Source organism: Hydrogenophaga bisanensis (assembly GCF_042665135.1).
Classification (GTDB): Bacteria; Pseudomonadota; Gammaproteobacteria; order Burkholderiales; family Burkholderiaceae_C; genus Hydrogenophaga; species Hydrogenophaga bisanensis.
On the sequence record NZ_JBHTBX010000002.1, the window covers coordinates 544,031 to 560,174 of the forward strand.

Consider the following 16,144-nt stretch of genomic DNA (forward strand, 5'->3'; position numbering starts at 1 on the left):
ACCAGTTCAGGCCAGCTTGCCCAGCAGCAGGTACTCCATCAGCGCCTTCTGCACGTGCATGCGGTTCTCGGCCTCGTCCCAGACCACGCTCTGCGGGCCGTCGATGACTTCGGCGGTCACTTCCTCGCCGCGGTGGGCGGGCAGGCAGTGCATGAACAGCGCATCGGGCTTGGCCACGGCCATCATGGCCTCGTCCACGCACCATTGCTTGAAGGCGGCGCGGCGCACCTCGTTCTCGGCCTCGTAGCCCATGCTGGTCCACACGTCGGTGGTCACCAGATCGGCGCCCTGGCAGGCCTCCTTCGGATCGCTGAACACCTTGTAGCAGGCCGGGTTGCTGATGCCCGCCAGTTGGGCGTCCACTTCGTAGCCGCTGGGCGTGCTCACGTGCACGGTGAAGCCCAGCAGCTCGGCCGCCTGCAGCCAGGTGTTGGCCATGTTGTTGCCGTCGCCCACCCAGGCCACCACCTTGCCCTTGATCGCGTCCAGCGGGTTGCCGCTGGCGGCGGGGCGGTATTCCACCAGGGTGAACAGGTCAGCCAGGATCTGGCAGGGGTGGAACTCGTTGGTCAGGCCGTTGATGACCGGCACGCGCGAGTACTGCGCAAACTTCTCGATCTTGTCCTGGCCAAAGGTGCGGATCATCACGATGTCGACCATGCGGCTGATCACGCGCGCGCTGTCTTCGATCGGCTCGGCCCGGCCGAGCTGGCTGTCGCCGGTGGTCAGGTGCACCACCGATCCGCCCATCTGGTACATGCCGGCCTCAAAGCTCACACGGGTGCGCGTGCTGGCCTTCTCGAAGATCATGGCCAGGGTGCGGTCCGGGTCGGCAAAGGGCTGGTACTTCTCCACCGCCTTGAACTTGGCCTTGATGAAGGCCGCGCGGCCCAGCAGGTAACCGTATTCGTCGGCAGAAAAATCCTTGAACTGCAGGTAATGGCGAATGCTCATGGGGTCTCCGTCAGGCGTTCTCGGCCAGGAAGGTCTCGATGATCGGCAGCAGGATGTTGGCCACCTCGTCGGCCTCGTCCTCGGTCATGATCAGCGGCGGCACCAGGCGGATCACGCTGTCGGCCGTGACCGACAGCAGCAGGCCCGCATCGGCCGCGCGCTGGGTGATCACGCCGCAGGGCTTGTCCAACTCCACGCCAATCATCAGGCCCTGGCCGCGAATCTCCTTGACGCCCGGCTTGCCTGCCAGCGCGCGCTGCAGGCGCCCGGTCAGGTGCGCGCCCACCTTGGCCGCGTTCTCCAGCAGGCCGTCCTCTTCCATGATGCGGATGGTCTCGACCCCCGCGCGCATGGACAGCGGGTTGCCGCCAAAGGTGGTGCCGTGGTTGCCCGGCTGGAAAATGTTGGCGGCCTTGGGGCCGGCCACCACCGCGCCAATGGGCACGCCAGAGCCCAGGCCCTTGGCCAGCGGCATCACGTCGGGCTTGATGTCGGCCCACTGGTGGGCAAACCACTTGCCGGTGCGGCCCATGCCGCACTGCACCTCGTCAATCATCATCAGCCAGTCGCGCTCGTCGCACAGCGCGCGCACCTGGCGCAGGTATTCGGCGCGCATGGGGTTGATGCCGCCTTCACCCTGGATCGTCTCGAAGAACACCGCCACCACGTTGGGGTTGCCTTCGGTGGCTTTCTTCAGCGACTCGATGTCGTTGGCCGGCACGCGGATGAAACCCTCCACCAGCGGGCCAAAGCCGGCCTGCACCTTGGGGTTGCCGGTGGCGCTCAGCGTGGCAATCGACCGGCCATGGAAGGCCTTCTCATAGACCACGATCTCGGGCCGCTCAATGCCCTTGTCGTGGCCGTACTTGCGCGCCAGTTTCAGCGCGGCCTCGTTCGCCTCCAGCCCGGTGGAGCAGAAGAACACATTGGTCAGGCCCGAACGCTCCACCAGCAGGCGCGCCAGGTTCTCCTGGTCAGGCACGTGGTAGTAGTTGCAGCAGTGGATCATCTTGGCCACCTGGTCCTGCAGCGCCGTCACCAGCTTGCTGTGGCCGTGGCCCAGGGTGTTGACCGCAATGCCGGCCAGCGCGTCCAGGTACTCCTTGCCGTTCACGTCCCACACGCGGCAGCCTCGGCCATGCGACATCGCAATCGGCAGACGGCCGTAGGTGTTCATCACATGCGGCGACGACGGAACGACGGGGGCGGCGGCAGCAGCGTTCATGACGGAAAGACTCCGGACAAGGTGAAAAGTGGCTGAAAAGGCAGAGAAAGCCGACAAAAAACAAGCGGCTCAACGAAAAGGTTGAGCCGTTGAAAGGTCATTGTAGGGGCAGCCGCTTAGGCTACTCATGACGATTGGGCATCGCAGCCATGCCCCGGCGCAGCGGTGGCCCGTGTCATTGGTTTGTGCCACCATGGCTGCGGGTTATCCCTGTGCTCAAGTCTTATATAAGATACAATACCAGCATCTGAAACGCCGCCCCACCCGGTGGCGTTGGCAGACCGCAGCAGCACCCACTGCCCTCCACCCGAGGCACCGAGCGAAGAACCACCGCAGCAGCGCAGCGACCATGGCCGTCACACCCACCGCCAAGCAAGTGTTCATCCAGGGCATCACCCGGGGTGGCCGCACCTTTCGCCCCAGCGACTGGGCCGAGCGCTTGGCCGGTGTCATGAGCCAGTTCCGCCCCGGCGGCGCCCAGGCCGCCCTGGGCAGCCACATCTCGTATTCGCCCTGGTGCGTGCCCACCGTCATGAACGGCGTCAAGGTCGTGATCGTGCACACCGACCTGCGCGACGCAGAACCCATGGCCTGGGACTTCGTCATGAACTTTGCCAAGGACAACGAGCTGCAGGTGTCCGAAGGTTGCGCGCTTCCTGATCAGCCCGGCCAAGCAGGCACTGCCGGCAAGGCCTGAGGCTGCTGGCCGGCTGACTGGCGGCTGTCTGCCGCTGGTTTCTCTCCGCTCCCCCTTTTCTCACCCACCTCACACCCTTCCCACGCCTGTTGCTTTGGGCGGAGCGCTATCCCCAAAACGGGGGATGAATCGGCCGCACCCTGTTGGATTTGACAGGGGTGCGGCTTGCGCATGCCTTGAGGGTGGCTATAGTGGGTTGGTGTTACATCTGGTTGCTTAGGTGGTGGCGCTAGCGCTGCCAGACGGTAGTCGGGTTTGTGGATATTGATATACCACTAGGCACCCGATTGTTGATGGCCCATGTAGTTGATTTGCAAGGGGAAAGTGAATGCATTTAGTACTGTGTTACCCGACTTCCGCGATGGGCGGCCAACCTTCTGTCGTCTAAATCAAAGTTGGGCATCTCAATAGGACTCCCCATGCATCATTACATCGTCCTACTGTCGGACCTTAGCTATCAACTTGGCCTTATCGGTATTGCGGAGTACGAAGAGCGTCGTGAAATAGCGTATTGGCTATCGACGAATGGAAATGGCAAGCCCGATCCCCGAAGTGGCCGGCATGAAGAGCCGGAACGTTCGCGTGAAAATGATGAAATACAGGAAAACGGGGGCGCACAGAGCCAAGGAGGTTCCGGTTCAGCTAACGCCCCAGACGAAGATCCGAGCGACAGATGGCCGCGGTTCCTCGCGTTCAATAAGTGGATGTTTACGGTTGGAGATCGGGACTGCTACCCGTCTGTGCCCCACGGACATCTTCATCGCAAGACTAATGAGTGGCCAAAGCTAAATCCATATACGGGCCGAGTTTTTGCTGACGTGCATGATGAAGATGTATCCCGTCGCTTAACCAAGGCTGAAATGAAGGTGCTCTGGAACGACGAGGATTTTGTGGAGCACTGTCGCAAGCAGGTGCTTTGGTATAGCGATTTCGCACCGGACTACGCATTTCCCCGCGCTCGATTTGGAAAACTTCGTTTCCCAAAATGGTAGCCCGATACCCAACCCATCATTCCACCGGACCTTACGCATAAAGCCGCGCAAGCCCGGTGAATTCTAACGTTAGCGCGTAGTCTGGGTCTTGGGTGGTCATTAATATCAAACTAAGGATTTAGGGTATATGAAGGTACACGCATACAAAGTTGAATTTGCTGATGGAAGTCAGCCACTCGAAGAAGTGTTGCAGCAAATTGAGAATGAGCAGAGTCTTAGAGAAAGAATAAGATTGATAAACCAAGTAGAGCTTAGGGTTGAGTCTATCACGCAGCTGGATGGGCTATGGCTTATGGATTTCGTTAGGATAAGAACCAGTCATGGTCCGGGAAAGGTTGGGCGGGACTCTGAAGTCGAGGGCTTCGAGTTTGAAGAAGAGGAAGGTTTCGGTGAGGAAACTGCCGCTCTATATGACCCCACAACCGGCTATATTCTTATTCAATACAATCATTTTGGGGTTAGAGGTGGGGCGATAGCTGATTATTTTAGTGCCTATGATGGCACAGAAAACAACCTATACACCTTCAAGCCGAAATATGATGAGGACGTGGAAAGAAGGTTAATTAATCATGGCATAACTCGGAAAATTTCATTCTGTCTCGATGTTACGAGGATGTCAGAGCAGGATAGGCAGCGTGGCCGCCCGCTATCAGAAGCTATCGATTATGGTCGGCAGAATGGTGCTGACAAAATCAAGGTTGAGATTTCAGTGCATGGTGAGCGAAACCGTAGCCTTGCCCAAGGTGCTCTTGATGGTCTTGCAGCGCTGCGTTCAATTCTTGGCCAGAATCCTGATGCCGTGACAAAATTAGAAGTCTCAGGAAAAGAAAATCAAGATTCTGTTACTGAGGTGTTGGATTTGATTGCTCATAGACTTTCGGTTGAGTTCAATGACCTTGTTCTCGGGGCTGATCTTCGTTATCCCCGCGATGAAAGATGGCGTGCATTGATAAGAGCCAAGAATGGTTGGCGCCAAATGTTGAGATAAAAAATGAAGCTTTTCTTTGAAAAGATTTATCCATATTTGTTTGGCTTGATAGCAGCTGCTTTCTGGTTTCAGGCAGAAGCAGTGTTTCCGACTGGAGAGTCGCTACTCTCTGCCACATTGACAGTATCAGGGATTTTTGTCGGTTTTCTGGCTACTAGCAAGTCGATACTTATTAGTATGAGTTCGCCGATAATCGATCAACTGAAGAGGAGTGGCTATATCGAAGAGTTAGTCTCGTATATCGGCCAGGCAATATGGGTGAACTTATTCTTTTGTAGTCTCAGCGTTGTTGGTTATTTTGTCGATACACATTCAGGTTGGTACTCGTTGATTTGGGTTGGCGCCTCAGTTTGTGCCCTTTCAGCATTTATTCGTGTCACTCATATCATGCTCAAGATTTTTAAGTATGGTTAATGGTGCTAACAAAGTGCTGCTACGGAAGATTTATTCTCTGGCGCTCCTAAATTTCCGCAGAGCACGGCGTTATGCCTCATCAGCGGGCTGCTGCATAACCTGAGCGATATAAGCGATTGGAGTTAATTTAAAATGGGTCTGATTGACGAAATAAAGGTTAGAGGGGCCACTTTCCGAGTAACTGAAGAAGCGCTATATGCTGAGGCGCTGCGGGAAGTCGAAGCAGGCCAACGCCGTGATGGGCTCTGGGCAAAAGCTCTGACTGAATGCACGATGGATGTTCAGCGCGCACAAGCACTGTACTTAAAACTCCGTGTTCAGTCATTAAAGGACGAAGTGGCGGTTGTAGAGCAGCACTTAAAACAGTCAAGTTCGGCCATTCAGTCGCACGGTAGTTCAGATCGCCAGAGTCCGAAGCCGCGCAACAGCGGACTGACCTCGCTGAAGAAGGAGATTGACTATCAGCTAAACGGAACGTCAGAGTTAGGGAACGCTTTCGCAAAATGGCTTGGGTTATTGCTTCTTGCACTAGTGCTTGCTGGTTTTATTGGTATCATCTTCGGCTTATAGATTAATGCAACCATAATTTGGCAAATGAGGCGCGGATTGACACGTGAAGTGTAATACTCAAATTTTAGGGCAGTCGTAATTCAAAAACCTTCCACTCCGCGCCCCAGCCTAACTGTAAGGTCAACGCGGACGCAAACAAGGGCCATGCCTTCGGCATTTTCATGGCCCTTGGTTGTGCCCTCCGCCTTCGCGGACGCCGGCGCCGGTTACCTTGGTAGTTAACGATGCGCTACATAGTCATCTTCGAAGAAGGCCAAGAAATGATCCCCGTGAGGAAGGCGCTGGAGCCCGCGCATCTGGCGCTTCTGGATCAGCACCGCGCCGAGATTCCCATGGCCGGGGGCTTGCGCGATGAGCATGGCGGGCCGTATTTGGGCGGCTTGTGGGTGTTTGAGGTGGCCAGTCGGCAGCGGGCGGTGGAGCTGATTGAGGCCGATCCGTACTACCAGGCCAACCCGCGCAAGTACCGCTTGCTGGCCTGGGGCAAGGCGCTGCCGCAGTTCCAGGTGCTGATGTGACACGACCCGCCATGCGTTTTGAGGGCACGATCAAGTCATGGAATGACGAGCGGGGCTTTGGCTTCATTGAGCCGGCCCTGGGCGGGGACGAAGTGTTCGTTCACATCAAGGCCTTCACCATGTCGTCGCTGGTGGGTGGCCGGCCCCGGGTTGGCCAGCGCGTGAGCTTTGAGGTGGAGCTGGGGCCCAAGGGCAAGAAGCGGGCGCGGCTGGCCGCGCTGGTGTCGGCGGCGCCTGTGTCTGCATCCGCTTCGTCTGCCTCGTCACGTCGCCGGTCTTCGTCTGCGTCGGTTTCTTCATCTTCATCTTCTTCATCAAGATCATCGCCGGCCCGTTGGGGCACGGCCACGCTGTTCGCCATCCCGGCCTTTCTGGTGCTGGCGCTGGTGGTCGGCGTGCTGTGGAAGCCGCCGGCCTGGCTGGCGCTGGTCTATGCGGGGCTGAGTGTGGTTACCTTTGTGACCTACGCCATGGACAAGTCCGCCGCCGTGCAGGGCCAGTGGCGCACGCCCGAGAGCACGCTGCACACCCTGTCACTGGCCGGCGGCTGGCCCGGCGCCCTGCTGGCGCAGCAGGTCCTGCGCCACAAGTCCACCAAGGCCCCGTTCCGCGCGGTGTTCTGGCTGACGGTGCTGGGCAATGTGGCCGGCTTTGTGTGGCTGGCCTCGCCCTATGGGCGGCCGGTGCTGGATGGGGTGGTGTTTTAAAAAAAAAGGGGTTGCCGAGCGCGCACGGGCTGGCTCAGCTCGAAGTTGGCGCTCAGGCAGGGGAACACATGAAGACGCAAGACATTTTCAAGATCGCTGCAGGGGTGGCGCTGGGTCTGGTGATCGCGGGTTCCGCCGCGTATGCCTTTCGTTTGTGGATGATCAACCGTGCGCTGGAGGGCATAACGCAGACGGCCAAGCAGTCGGCCCAACAGATCATGGAGTCCAGCAACCGCCAGATCGAGGCGGCGAAGGAGGCCGAGCACCGGCGCAAGCTGGAGCAGGTCAGGCTGGAGATGCAGGCCCGCATCGATGCGGAGCAGCGCGAGCAGGCTGTCAGAAAGGCAGCGCAGGCCCGCGAAGCCGCCTGGAACCGCTATTACCAGCGCCCCAAGCATTGCGATGACGCAGTCGGCAACGCCTTTGTGGAGTGCGGCAACCACTACATTCGGGCCAAGCGCAAGTTCGACGAGCTGTACGACACGGGCAAGCTCTGATTCAATGGCCTGCAATCGCCGATTGAAATGACCTTTCTGCACCGCCCCCGCGTCCAGCAGACCTTGCTGATCCTGTTCACCGGGATGGTGCTGATCAGTTGGAGCGCGGCGGCCTACACCTGGCGGCTGCGCTGCGAGGGTTTTGGCTGCATCGGCGTGGGCATTGCCTGGGCCATGTGGACGGGGGTGCTGTATGCGCCCGCCTTGCTGCTGGGCCTGCTGCTGCGGTGGCTGCCGACCAAGGCGCCGGGTGAGGAGGGCGCTGCGCCGCTCCCGGCGCGCTGGTGGCCACGCTGGCTGCTGTGGCTGCATCTGGGCCTGGGCGCGGCGCTCGGGCTGTACTGGGTGGTGGCGCGGCTGCGTTTCTGAACGTTTCTTGCGCTGCATGCGTACGCTCTTGCGCCCGCATACTTTGTTGTGCGTAGTTCTGTCGAACTAGTCCTTCAAAAACCCCGTTTGTGACCTACAGTCACTAGGGTTTGCACCGATATGACCTTTGCGAATGGATAAATGGCAAAGGTGTTACGAATGCAAACCCTTCTCGGCAACATGCGCCTGGCGCAAAAATTCTTCCTGATCGGCCTCATCGCCCTGGTGATGACCGCATTCCCCACGGTGATGGCGGTGCGGGCCGATCTGTCCGTCTGGCGGGCCGCCAATGGCGAGACCGAAGGCATCCCCTCGGCCGGGGCCGCCCTCAAGCTGGTGCAGTTGACGCAGCAGCACCGGGGCCTGTCGGCCAACTTCCTGGGTGGCAACGATTCCGTCAAGGACACGCGTGCCAAGCGCCAGGGCGATGTGGACACCGCGTTTGCCAACTTGGGCAGCGCACTGGCCGCCATGGGCGCGCCGGCCTTGCAGTCCAAACACCGCGAGCTGACCGAGCAGTGGAAGGCGCTGTCCGCCGACGTGGCAGGCAAGTCGATTCCCGGCCCGCAGAGTTTTGCGCGCCACACCGCGCTGATTGCTGCTCAGCTGGCGCTGATCGAGGACATCAACGACGCGTCGGGCATGAGCCTGGACCCGAACGCGCACACCTACTACCTGATCCAGTCGGTGCTGGTGCACCTGCCGCGACTGACCGAGACGCTGGGCCAGGCCCGCGCGCAGGGCTCACTCACGCTGGCCCGGGGTGAGCTGGGGAGTGACCAGCGCTCCAGCCTGACCACGCTGGTGAATGTCTCGCGTTCGCACGTGGCGCAGGCCCGTCGCAGTCTGGACAAGTCGGTGGCGGCCAACACCCGCCTGAACTCGGCCATCGGCGCCAAGGCCACCGCCGCCTGGACCGCTGCCGATGCCGCCTTTGCCCTGGTGGACAAGGAAATCCTCAAGGCCGAGCAGTTGACGATGGCGCCCAACGACTTCTTTGCCGCCACCACGGCCCAGATCGATGCCCAGTTCGCCCTTATCGACGACGCCTTTAAGGTGCTGACCGAAGAACTCAACGCCGAAGCCGCTGCCGCCATGCAGCGCCTGACACTGTTGCTGGTGGGCATTGGTGTGCTGGTGGTGCTGGGTGGCCTGATCATGCTGGGCATTGCCCGCCAGACCACGGGTGCGATCCACAAGGCCGTCAAGGTGGCCGAGACCGTCGCATCCGGTGACCTGACCTCGCAGATCGAGGTGCGCAGCACCGACGAGACCGGTCAATTGCTGACCGCCTTGCGGACCATGAACGAGAGCCTGGTGACCATGGTGTCGGCCGTGCGCCAGAGCAGCGACAGCATCGCCACCGGCAGCAGCCAGATCGCCACCGGCAACGCCGACCTGTCTTCACGCACCGAGACGCAGGCCAGCAACCTGGAAGAGACCGCCGCCAGCATGGAGGAGCTGACTTCCACTGTGCAGCAGAACGCCGAAACCTCGCGCGAGGCGGCCCGCATCGCCCGCGAGGCGCGCGCCGCAGCCGAAGAGGGTGGCCAGGTGGTGGGCCGCGTGGTGCAGACCATGCAGGGCATCAACGACAGCAGCCGCCGCATCAGCGACATCATCGGCGTGATCGACGGCATTGCGTTCCAGACCAATATCCTGGCGCTCAACGCCGCGGTGGAAGCCGCCCGCGCGGGCGAGCAGGGCCGCGGCTTTGCCGTGGTGGCGGGTGAGGTGCGCAACCTGGCGCAGCGCAGCGCCCAGGCCGCGCGCGAGATCAAGACCCTGATCGGCGAGAGCGTGGAGCGGGTCGAGTCGGGCACCGGCCTGGTGGCCCAGGCGGGCCAGAGCGTGGGCCAGATCGTCGATCAGGTGGCGCGCGTGTCGCAGCTGATCGAAGGCATCACCCTGGCCAGCCAGGAGCAGTCCGAAGGTATCTCTCAGGTGGGTGATGCCGTGGCCCAGCTCGACCAGGTCACGCAGCAGAACGCCGCATTGGTGGAAGAAAGTGCCGCCGCCGCTGAAAGCCTGCGCAGCCAGGCCCAGCGTCTGGCCGAGGTGGTGGGTTCGTTCCGGCTGCGGGGGTGACCGTGCATCATTTTGGTGAATGCATGACGAAAGTCACAAAAATGTCATAAAAGGCCTTTTATAGGGTAAATACCTAAATATACTTTCTGACTTGTAATTAGGTGGTGTTGGCGTTTTTGGTGACTGATAGGTCTCATTGATGACTTTTTCGGTTTCCAGGGCCAACACCGGGAGTTCAACCAACAAGACAGAAAGACATGAAGTATTTGCTGCAGAAGCTGTCCATCGTGGCAAAGCTGCGCCTGATGGCGGCAATGGGGATCGGGGCGCTGGTGTTTGTGGCTTTGCTGGAAGGCTACGACGCTTATCAGCAGGGATATGCCCAGCGTGAGAACGCCACCCGTCAGACGGTAGAGATCGCACACGGTGTGCTGGCTTGGGCCCACGGCCAGCAGCAGGCGGGCCAGCTGGACCAGGCGGCGGCCCAGGCGCTGGCCAAGGACGCGCTGAGCAAGTTGCGCTACAGCGGCAACGAATACTTCTGGGTCAACGACATGCACCCGCGGGTGGTCATGCACCCCATTCGGCCGGAGCTCAACGGGCAGGATGTGACGGAGAACCGCGATCCCACCGGTAAACCGCTGTTCCAGGCCTTCGTGCAGAAGGTGCGCAGCGACGGCGCGGGTTTTGTGACCTACATGTGGCCCAAACCCGGCAAAAGCGAGCCGGTGGAGAAAATCTCCTATGTGAAGGGCTTTGAACCCTGGGGCTGGGTGGTGGGCTCGGGCATCTACATCGACGACCTGAACGACGAGTTGATGGCCTACATTGGGAAGCTCTCGCTGATTGTCGGTGTGGCGCTGGTGGTGACAATCATGCTCACCCGCTCGGTGTCGCTGTCGATCGTGCGCGGCCTGAACAAGGCGGTGCGGGTGGCCCAGGCGATTGCGAAGGGTGACCTGACGCAGGACATCAAGGTGCGCGGGGGCAAGGACGAAATCGGCCTGCTGATGCAGTCGATGGCCGAGATGACGGTCAACCTGCGCCGCATGGTGGGCATGGTGCAGGACTCGGCCCACAGCATGGAGACGGCCGCCACCCAGATTGCCGCCGGCAATGCGGACCTGTCAGGGCGCACCGAGCAGACGGCCTCCAACCTGGAGGAGACCGCTGCAGCCATGGCTGAGATCAACGACACCGTGACCCGCAACGCCGAGGCCGCAGCGCAGGCCAGCCAGATCTCGGGGGCGGCCTCCCGCTCGGCCGAGGCCGGCAACCAGGCGGTCAAGGACGTGGTGACGACGATGACCGACATCACCAATTCATCGCGGCGCATTGCGGACATCACCGGGGTGATTGACGGCATTGCGTTCCAGACGAACATCCTGGCCCTGAACGCGGCGGTGGAAGCCGCACGCGCGGGCGAGCATGGCCGGGGCTTTGCGGTGGTGGCGTCGGAGGTGCGCAGCCTGGCCACACGGTCGGCCGAGGCGGCCAAGGAGATCAAGCAGCTCATCGGGGAGTCGGTGGAGCGGGTGGAGGCCGGTGGGCAGCAGGTCTCCAGTGCGGGGCAAACGATGTCACAGATCGTGGCCTCGGTGCATGAACTGGCCGGGCTGCTCGAACAGATACAGATGGCCAACCGCGAGCAGGCCACGGGCTTGGGCGAGGTCAATCTGGCGGTGTCCAACCTCGATCAGATGACGCAGCAGAACTCGGCGCTGGTGGAGGAGTCGGCCGCAGCAGCGGCCAGCCTGCGTGACCAGGCCACGCACCTGCTGGAGGCCGTCAAGGTGTTCAGGCTGGCCTGAGGCGCCTGACGCCACCGGCCAGCCACGCCGATGGCGTATCGTTCGGGGTGGAATCCCATACCAACCTCCGGAGGACATGACCATGGCAATGGACCAAGTGGACTACTACCTGCATGGCGACGACATGCAGCTGGTCGAGATTGAGCTGGACCCGGGCGAAGCCGCCATTGGCGAAGCCGGCAGCATGATGTACATGGAAGACGGCATCCAGATGAGCACCGTCTTCGGTGATGGATCGGCCGGCTCGGGCGCCAGCGGCCTGCTGGGCAAGCTGATGGGCGCGGGCAAGCGCCTGATCACGGGTGAATCGCTGTTCACCACCGTGTACACCAACGAAGGCCAGGGCAAACGCAAGGTGGCCTTTGCCGCGCCCTACACCGGCAAGATCGTGCCGTTTGACCTGTCGCAGCTGGGCGGCACGCTCATCTGCCAGAAGGACGCCTTCCTGTGCGCCGCCAAGGGCGTGTCGCTGGGCATTGCCTTCCAGCGCAAGCTGGGCGCCGGCTTCTTCGGCGGCGAAGGCTTCATCATGCAGAAGCTTGAAGGCGATGGCCTGTCCTTCATCCACACCGGCGGTACGGTGCTCAAGCGCCAGCTGGCCCCGGGCGAAGTGCTGCGGGTGGACACCGGCTGCGTGGTGGCCTACACGGCCGATGTGGATTTCGACATCCAGTTTGTGGGCGGCATCAAGACCGCGCTGTTCGGCGGCGAGGGCCTGTTCTTTGCCACGCTGCGCGGCCCGGGCACGGTCTGGCTGCAGTCGCTGCCCTTTGCCCGCCTGGCCTCGCGCATCTTTGCAGCGGCGCCGGTCAGCAAGGGCGGTGGCGGTTCGGGCGGCGAGCAGGGTGGCCTGGCCGGTGGTCTGGTGGGCGGCAGCCTGCTGGGCGGTTTCTTTGGTGGTGACCGCGATTCCTGAGCGTCCAAGGTTTCAAGCGCCCAAAGAAAAACCGCCCCGAGGGGCGGTTTCTCATTTATTTGCTGGCAGCGCACCGTTTCAAACGGCGGACCCTGATGCTGATGCCACAGGGTCCGGGCTGTCGGCCTGCCGGGGTAGGCCGCTTGCCGCTGAAAATCAGGCGGCGGCCAGGGCCTTGACCTTGGCGGACAGGCGGCTCTTGTCGCGAGCGGCCTTGTTCTTGTGGAAGATGCCCTTGTCGGCGATGGTGTCAACCACGGCCTGCATCTTGGCAAACAGTTCGGTGGCCTTGGACTTGTCGCCGGCCACAACGGCCTTCTCGACGTTCTTGACGGCCGTGCGGTACTTCGAACGCAGCGAGGTGTTGGCGGCGTTCAGTTTGACGTCCTGGCGGGCGCGCTTGCGGCCGGATGCCAGGCGGGGGTTCTTTTTCTTCGGCTTGGTTGCCATGTGAGTATTCCTTTACGTGTTTGGGATGATGCCAGCAAAGCCCGCGATTCTACCATTTGATACGCACTGGTGCCACCAAAGCCCGCCAGGCGGTGCCAATCGGGTGGGGCGGGGGGCTACACTGGCGGCGTGTCCCTATTCAAGTCCGCCTCCCTTGTTTCGCTGCTGACGCTGGCCTCGCGCATCACCGGTCTGGTGCGGGAGCTGCTGGTGGCCTCCACCTTCGGTGCCAGCGCGCTGACCGACGCCTTCAACGTCGCCTTCCGCATTCCCAACCTGCTGCGCCGCCTGTTTGCCGAGGGCGCCTTCAGCCAGGCCTTCGTCCCGGTGCTGGCCGGCGTGCGCGAAAAAGAGGGTGACGAGGCCACCCGCCAGATGGTCGACCAGATCGCCACCGTGCTGGTCTGGGCGCTGATCATCACCTGCGTCATCGGCGTGGCGGCTGCGCCGGCGCTGGTCTGGGCCATGGCGGCGGGCCTCAAGCAGAACCCGCAGGGTTTCGAGACAGCGGTGGTGCTGACGCGCTGGATGTTCCCCTACATCGCCTTCATGTCGCTGGTGGCGCTGGCGGCGGGCATCCTGAACACCTGGAAGCGCTTTGCCGTGCCGGCGGCCACCCCGGTGTTGCTGAACCTGGCCATGATTCTGGCGGCCTGGCAGGGCGCGCCCTGGTTTGCCTCGATGGGGCTGGAACCCATCTACGCCCTGGCTGGCGGGGTGATGCTGGGCGGGATGCTGCAGCTGGGGGTGCAGATACCAGCGCTGGCGCGCATCGGCATGATGCCCCGGCCGCACCTGGGCTGGGGCGGCGTCAAGGCCGCCTGGAACCATCCCGGCACCCGCCGCGTGCTCACGCTGATGCTGCCGGCCCTGCTGGGCGTGAGCGTGGCGCAGATCTCGCTGCTGATCAACACGCAGATCGCCTCGCACCTGCCCACTGGCAGCGTCAGCTGGCTGACCTACGCTGACCGGCTGATGGAGTTCCCCACCGCCATGCTGGGCGTGGCACTGGGCGTGGTGCTGCTGCCCCAGCTGTCGTCCGCGCGGGCGGCCGACGACAACCAGCGTTACAGCAACCTGCTGGACTGGGGGCTGCGCCTGGTGGTGCTGCTGGCCGTGCCCTGTGCGGTGGCGCTGCTGACCTTCGCCAAGCCGCTGGTGGCGGTGCTGTATCACTATGGCGCCTTCACGGCGGCCGACGTGCGGCAGACATCGGTGGCATTGGCCGGCTACGGCGCCGGCCTGCTGGGGCTGATCGCGATCAAGGTGCTGGCCCCGGGCTTTTACGCCAGCCAGGACATCCGCACGCCGGTGAAGATTGCCGTGGTGGTGCTGGTGCTGACCCAGCTGATGAACCTGGCCTTCGTGCCCCTGCTGGCCCATGCGGGTCTGGCCCTGGCCATCGGCCTGGGGGCGATGATCAATGCCGCCTGGCTGCTGATCGGCCTGTTGCGCCGGGGTGCCTACAAGCCCTCGCCGGGCTGGGCGCGCTTTGCCCTGCAGGTGGTGGCTGCCAGTGTGCTGCTGGCCGTGTTCCTGAGCTGGACCGCCACCACGCTGGACTGGACAGGCTTCGAGGGGCAGCGGCTGCTGCGCGTCGGCGCCCTGACCCTTTGCGTGCTGGGGGCGATGGTGATCTACTTCGCCAGCCTGTTGCTGTCCGGGGTCAACCTGCGGCAGTTCGTCAGAAGATAATGGGCGCCTGCCGTGTAGGACGACCGCCGCCATGTCCAGCTTCCTCGATCGCCTGACCCCCACGCCGCTGGGTTACTTTGCCAGCCTGGTGGGTGACGACGACAGCATTCCGCTGCTGGAAGCCGCCGCGTCCATTGCCCAGGACGAGTACCCCGAGCTCGATGTGCAGCAGGTGCTCGGCGATGTGGACCAGTTGCTGGCGCGCTTGCGCCGGCGCACCGCCGACATGAGCGACAGCCTGGAGAAGCTGCGCGCGCTCAACCAGTTTTTCTTCCGCGATCTGGGCTTTGGCGGCAACGTCAACAATTACTACGACCCGGACAACAGCTACCTCAACGCGGTGCTCAAGACCCGCCGGGGCATCCCGATTTCGCTGGCGGTGCTGTGGCTGGAGCTGGCGCAGGGCATCGATCTGAAGGCGCGGGGGGTCAACTTTCCCGGCCATTTCATGGTCAAGGTCAATCTGCCCAACGGCCAGGTGGTGATCGACCCGTTCAGCGGGCAGTCACTCAGCCGCGAAGACCTGTCCGAGCGGCTGGAGCCCTACAAGCGCCGCAACGGCCTGGTGGACGACTTCGATGTGCCGGTGGGGCTGTACCTGCAGCCCGCGCCTTCGCGCGAGATCCTGGCGCGCATGCTGCGCAACCTCAAGGAAATCCATCGCACGCAGGAAGACTGGCTGCGCCTGATCGCCATCCAGGACCGCCTGCTGATCCTGCTGCCCGACGCCTGGGTGGAATACCGCGACCGCGGCCTGGCCTGGGCCGAGATGGGCGATGCCCGGCTGGCGGTGCAGGACCTGGAAACCTACATCGAGCACACCGACGACCTGCTCGACCGCGAGGCCATCAACAGCCGCCTGGCCGAGCTTCGGCGGGCGCTGAACTGAGGTCTGGCCTTAGACCCCGCGCCTGATGCCCGCGCGGGCAGGCCGGGCACCATGAAGGAAGGCCCGTCGCCGGGCCTTCCTGCTGTGGGAGAGGCGAAGCCTCAGCCGACCACCACCGCTGTGCCTTCACCCTTGGGGGCGATCACGCCGATGTCGTAGACCGTCTCGCCCAGCTCGCGCAGGGTGGCGGCGCAGGCAGCGGCTTGGGCGGCGTCGATGACGACCACCATGCCGATGCCGTTGTTGAAGGTGCGGTTCATCTCGATGTCGTCAATGCCGGCCACCTTCTGTAGCCAGGGCGGAGTCAAGCACCAAGTGCAACACCGATTTATTGAATTGAGGAATTGGGTTGATTGAGCTTGTCCAACATGGCCTGGTAGACGACGATCGGCGGGTAGAAGCCGTGGACGGCACGCGGGCGGTT

General features: G+C 62.2%; 17 protein-coding genes and 1 pseudogene. 14 read left to right on the forward strand and 4 right to left on the reverse strand.

Annotated features, from left to right (window positions below; translation table 11 throughout):
* Positions 1-6 precede the first annotated feature (6 nt).
* Positions 7-954, reverse strand: a complete 948-nt coding sequence (argF, locus tag ACFQNJ_RS05270) for an ornithine carbamoyltransferase (RefSeq protein WP_382254545.1) — start codon at positions 952-954, stop codon at positions 7-9.
* A gap of 10 nt (positions 955-964) precedes the next feature.
* Complete coding sequence (locus tag ACFQNJ_RS05275; protein WP_382254548.1) at positions 965-2,179, reverse strand: aspartate aminotransferase family protein; 1,215 nt, start codon at positions 2,177-2,179, stop codon at positions 965-967.
* Between the two features lie 349 nt (positions 2,180-2,528).
* Here ACFQNJ_RS05275 and ACFQNJ_RS05280 point away from each other — a divergent pair, with 349 nt between their 5' ends.
* From ACFQNJ_RS05280 to ACFQNJ_RS05335, 12 genes are all read left to right on the forward strand, one after another.
* On the forward strand, positions 2,529-2,876 hold the full coding sequence (locus ACFQNJ_RS05280) for a DUF3579 domain-containing protein (RefSeq protein ID WP_382254551.1): 348 nt from the start codon (positions 2,529-2,531) through the stop codon (positions 2,874-2,876).
* Positions 2,877-3,295: 419 nt separating this feature from the next.
* Positions 3,296-3,868 (forward strand): hypothetical protein, encoded by a 573-nt coding sequence (locus tag ACFQNJ_RS05285; protein ID WP_382254553.1) that lies wholly within the window; start codon positions 3,296-3,298, stop codon positions 3,866-3,868.
* Positions 3,869-3,995: 127 nt separating this feature from the next.
* Positions 3,996-4,856 carry a DUF6731 family protein gene (locus ACFQNJ_RS05290; RefSeq protein WP_382254556.1) on the forward strand — a complete coding sequence of 287 codons (861 nt, stop codon included), beginning with the start codon at positions 3,996-3,998 and terminating at the stop codon, positions 4,854-4,856.
* Positions 4,857-4,859: 3 nt separating this feature from the next.
* Positions 4,860-5,270 (forward strand): hypothetical protein, encoded by a 411-nt coding sequence (locus ACFQNJ_RS05295; protein ID WP_382254558.1) that lies wholly within the window; start codon positions 4,860-4,862, stop codon positions 5,268-5,270.
* A gap of 132 nt (positions 5,271-5,402) precedes the next feature.
* On the forward strand, positions 5,403-5,840 hold the full coding sequence (locus ACFQNJ_RS05300; protein WP_382254561.1) for a hypothetical protein: 438 nt from the start codon (positions 5,403-5,405) through the stop codon (positions 5,838-5,840).
* Between the two features lie 224 nt (positions 5,841-6,064).
* Positions 6,065-6,358, forward strand: a complete 294-nt coding sequence (locus tag ACFQNJ_RS05305; protein WP_382254563.1) for a YciI family protein — start codon at positions 6,065-6,067, stop codon at positions 6,356-6,358.
* A complete protein-coding gene (locus ACFQNJ_RS05310) occupies positions 6,355-7,065 on the forward strand; it encodes a DUF1294 domain-containing protein (protein WP_382254566.1) in 711 nt (236 codons plus the stop codon). Before ACFQNJ_RS05305 ends, ACFQNJ_RS05310 begins: the two co-directional genes overlap by 4 nt.
* Positions 7,066-7,133: 68 nt before the next feature.
* The gene (locus ACFQNJ_RS05315; protein WP_382254569.1) at positions 7,134-7,562 is read left to right on the forward strand and encodes a hypothetical protein; all 429 of its coding nucleotides are present in this window, start codon (positions 7,134-7,136) and stop codon (positions 7,560-7,562) included.
* A 27-nt stretch (positions 7,563-7,589) separates the two neighbouring features.
* A complete protein-coding gene (locus ACFQNJ_RS05320; RefSeq protein WP_382254572.1) occupies positions 7,590-7,931 on the forward strand; it encodes a hypothetical protein in 342 nt (113 codons plus the stop codon).
* Positions 7,932-8,090: 159 nt separating this feature from the next.
* Positions 8,091-10,019 (forward strand): methyl-accepting chemotaxis protein, encoded by a 1,929-nt coding sequence (locus ACFQNJ_RS05325; protein WP_382254574.1) that lies wholly within the window; start codon positions 8,091-8,093, stop codon positions 10,017-10,019.
* Between the two features lie 197 nt (positions 10,020-10,216).
* Positions 10,217-11,770 (forward strand): methyl-accepting chemotaxis protein, encoded by a 1,554-nt coding sequence (locus ACFQNJ_RS05330; RefSeq protein ID WP_382254577.1) that lies wholly within the window; start codon positions 10,217-10,219, stop codon positions 11,768-11,770.
* 82 nt (positions 11,771-11,852) lie between these two features.
* A complete protein-coding gene (locus tag ACFQNJ_RS05335) occupies positions 11,853-12,686 on the forward strand; it encodes a TIGR00266 family protein (protein WP_374643349.1) in 834 nt (277 codons plus the stop codon).
* Positions 12,687-12,842: 156 nt separating this feature from the next.
* Here ACFQNJ_RS05335 and rpsT read toward each other — a convergent pair whose 3' ends face one another.
* Complete coding sequence (gene rpsT / locus ACFQNJ_RS05340; RefSeq protein ID WP_374643347.1) at positions 12,843-13,136, reverse strand: 30S ribosomal protein S20; 294 nt, start codon at positions 13,134-13,136, stop codon at positions 12,843-12,845.
* A gap of 129 nt (positions 13,137-13,265) precedes the next feature.
* On the opposite strand from rpsT, the gene murJ reads away from it, so the two are divergent.
* Together murJ and ACFQNJ_RS05350 are read left to right on the forward strand one after the other, a co-directional pair.
* Positions 13,266-14,831, forward strand: coding sequence for a murein biosynthesis integral membrane protein MurJ (murJ, locus tag ACFQNJ_RS05345; RefSeq protein WP_382254579.1), 1,566 nt, complete (start codon positions 13,266-13,268; stop codon positions 14,829-14,831).
* A gap of 31 nt (positions 14,832-14,862) precedes the next feature.
* Positions 14,863-15,720 carry a SirB1 family protein gene (locus ACFQNJ_RS05350; protein WP_382254582.1) on the forward strand — a complete coding sequence of 286 codons (858 nt, stop codon included), beginning with the start codon at positions 14,863-14,865 and terminating at the stop codon, positions 15,718-15,720.
* 101 nt (positions 15,721-15,821) lie between these two features.
* Here ACFQNJ_RS05350 and ACFQNJ_RS05355 read toward each other — a convergent pair.
* Positions 15,822-16,016 (reverse strand): annotated as a pseudogene (locus tag ACFQNJ_RS05355) (AIR synthase-related protein); the annotation flags it as partial.
* Positions 16,017-16,144: the final 128 nt, after the last annotated feature.

What these genes read in the sequence shown, in the direction of transcription:
- argF (WP_382254545.1), bottom strand. Translation starts at nt 954, where the DNA reads ATGAGCATTCGCCATTACCTGCAGTTCAAGGATTTTTCTGCCGACGAA.
- ACFQNJ_RS05275 (WP_382254548.1), bottom strand. Translation starts at nt 2,179, where the DNA reads ATGAACGCTGCTGCCGCCGCCCCCGTCGTTCCGTCGTCGCCGCATGTG.
- ACFQNJ_RS05280 (WP_382254551.1), top strand. Translation starts at nt 2,529, where the DNA reads ATGGCCGTCACACCCACCGCCAAGCAAGTGTTCATCCAGGGCATCACC.
- ACFQNJ_RS05285 (WP_382254553.1), top strand. Translation starts at nt 3,296, where the DNA reads ATGCATCATTACATCGTCCTACTGTCGGACCTTAGCTATCAACTTGGC.
- ACFQNJ_RS05290 (WP_382254556.1), top strand. Translation starts at nt 3,996, where the DNA reads ATGAAGGTACACGCATACAAAGTTGAATTTGCTGATGGAAGTCAGCCA.
- ACFQNJ_RS05295 (WP_382254558.1), top strand. Translation starts at nt 4,860, where the DNA reads ATGAAGCTTTTCTTTGAAAAGATTTATCCATATTTGTTTGGCTTGATA.
- ACFQNJ_RS05300 (WP_382254561.1), top strand. Translation starts at nt 5,403, where the DNA reads ATGGGTCTGATTGACGAAATAAAGGTTAGAGGGGCCACTTTCCGAGTA.
- ACFQNJ_RS05305 (WP_382254563.1), top strand. Translation starts at nt 6,065, where the DNA reads ATGCGCTACATAGTCATCTTCGAAGAAGGCCAAGAAATGATCCCCGTG.
- ACFQNJ_RS05315 (WP_382254569.1), top strand. Translation starts at nt 7,134, where the DNA reads ATGAAGACGCAAGACATTTTCAAGATCGCTGCAGGGGTGGCGCTGGGT.
- ACFQNJ_RS05320 (WP_382254572.1), top strand. Translation starts at nt 7,590, where the DNA reads ATGACCTTTCTGCACCGCCCCCGCGTCCAGCAGACCTTGCTGATCCTG.
- ACFQNJ_RS05325 (WP_382254574.1), top strand. Translation starts at nt 8,091, where the DNA reads ATGCAAACCCTTCTCGGCAACATGCGCCTGGCGCAAAAATTCTTCCTG.
- ACFQNJ_RS05330 (WP_382254577.1), top strand. Translation starts at nt 10,217, where the DNA reads ATGAAGTATTTGCTGCAGAAGCTGTCCATCGTGGCAAAGCTGCGCCTG.
- ACFQNJ_RS05335 (WP_374643349.1), top strand. Translation starts at nt 11,853, where the DNA reads ATGGCAATGGACCAAGTGGACTACTACCTGCATGGCGACGACATGCAG.
- rpsT (WP_374643347.1), bottom strand. Translation starts at nt 13,136, where the DNA reads ATGGCAACCAAGCCGAAGAAAAAGAACCCCCGCCTGGCATCCGGCCGC.
- ACFQNJ_RS05350 (WP_382254582.1), top strand. Translation starts at nt 14,863, where the DNA reads ATGTCCAGCTTCCTCGATCGCCTGACCCCCACGCCGCTGGGTTACTTT.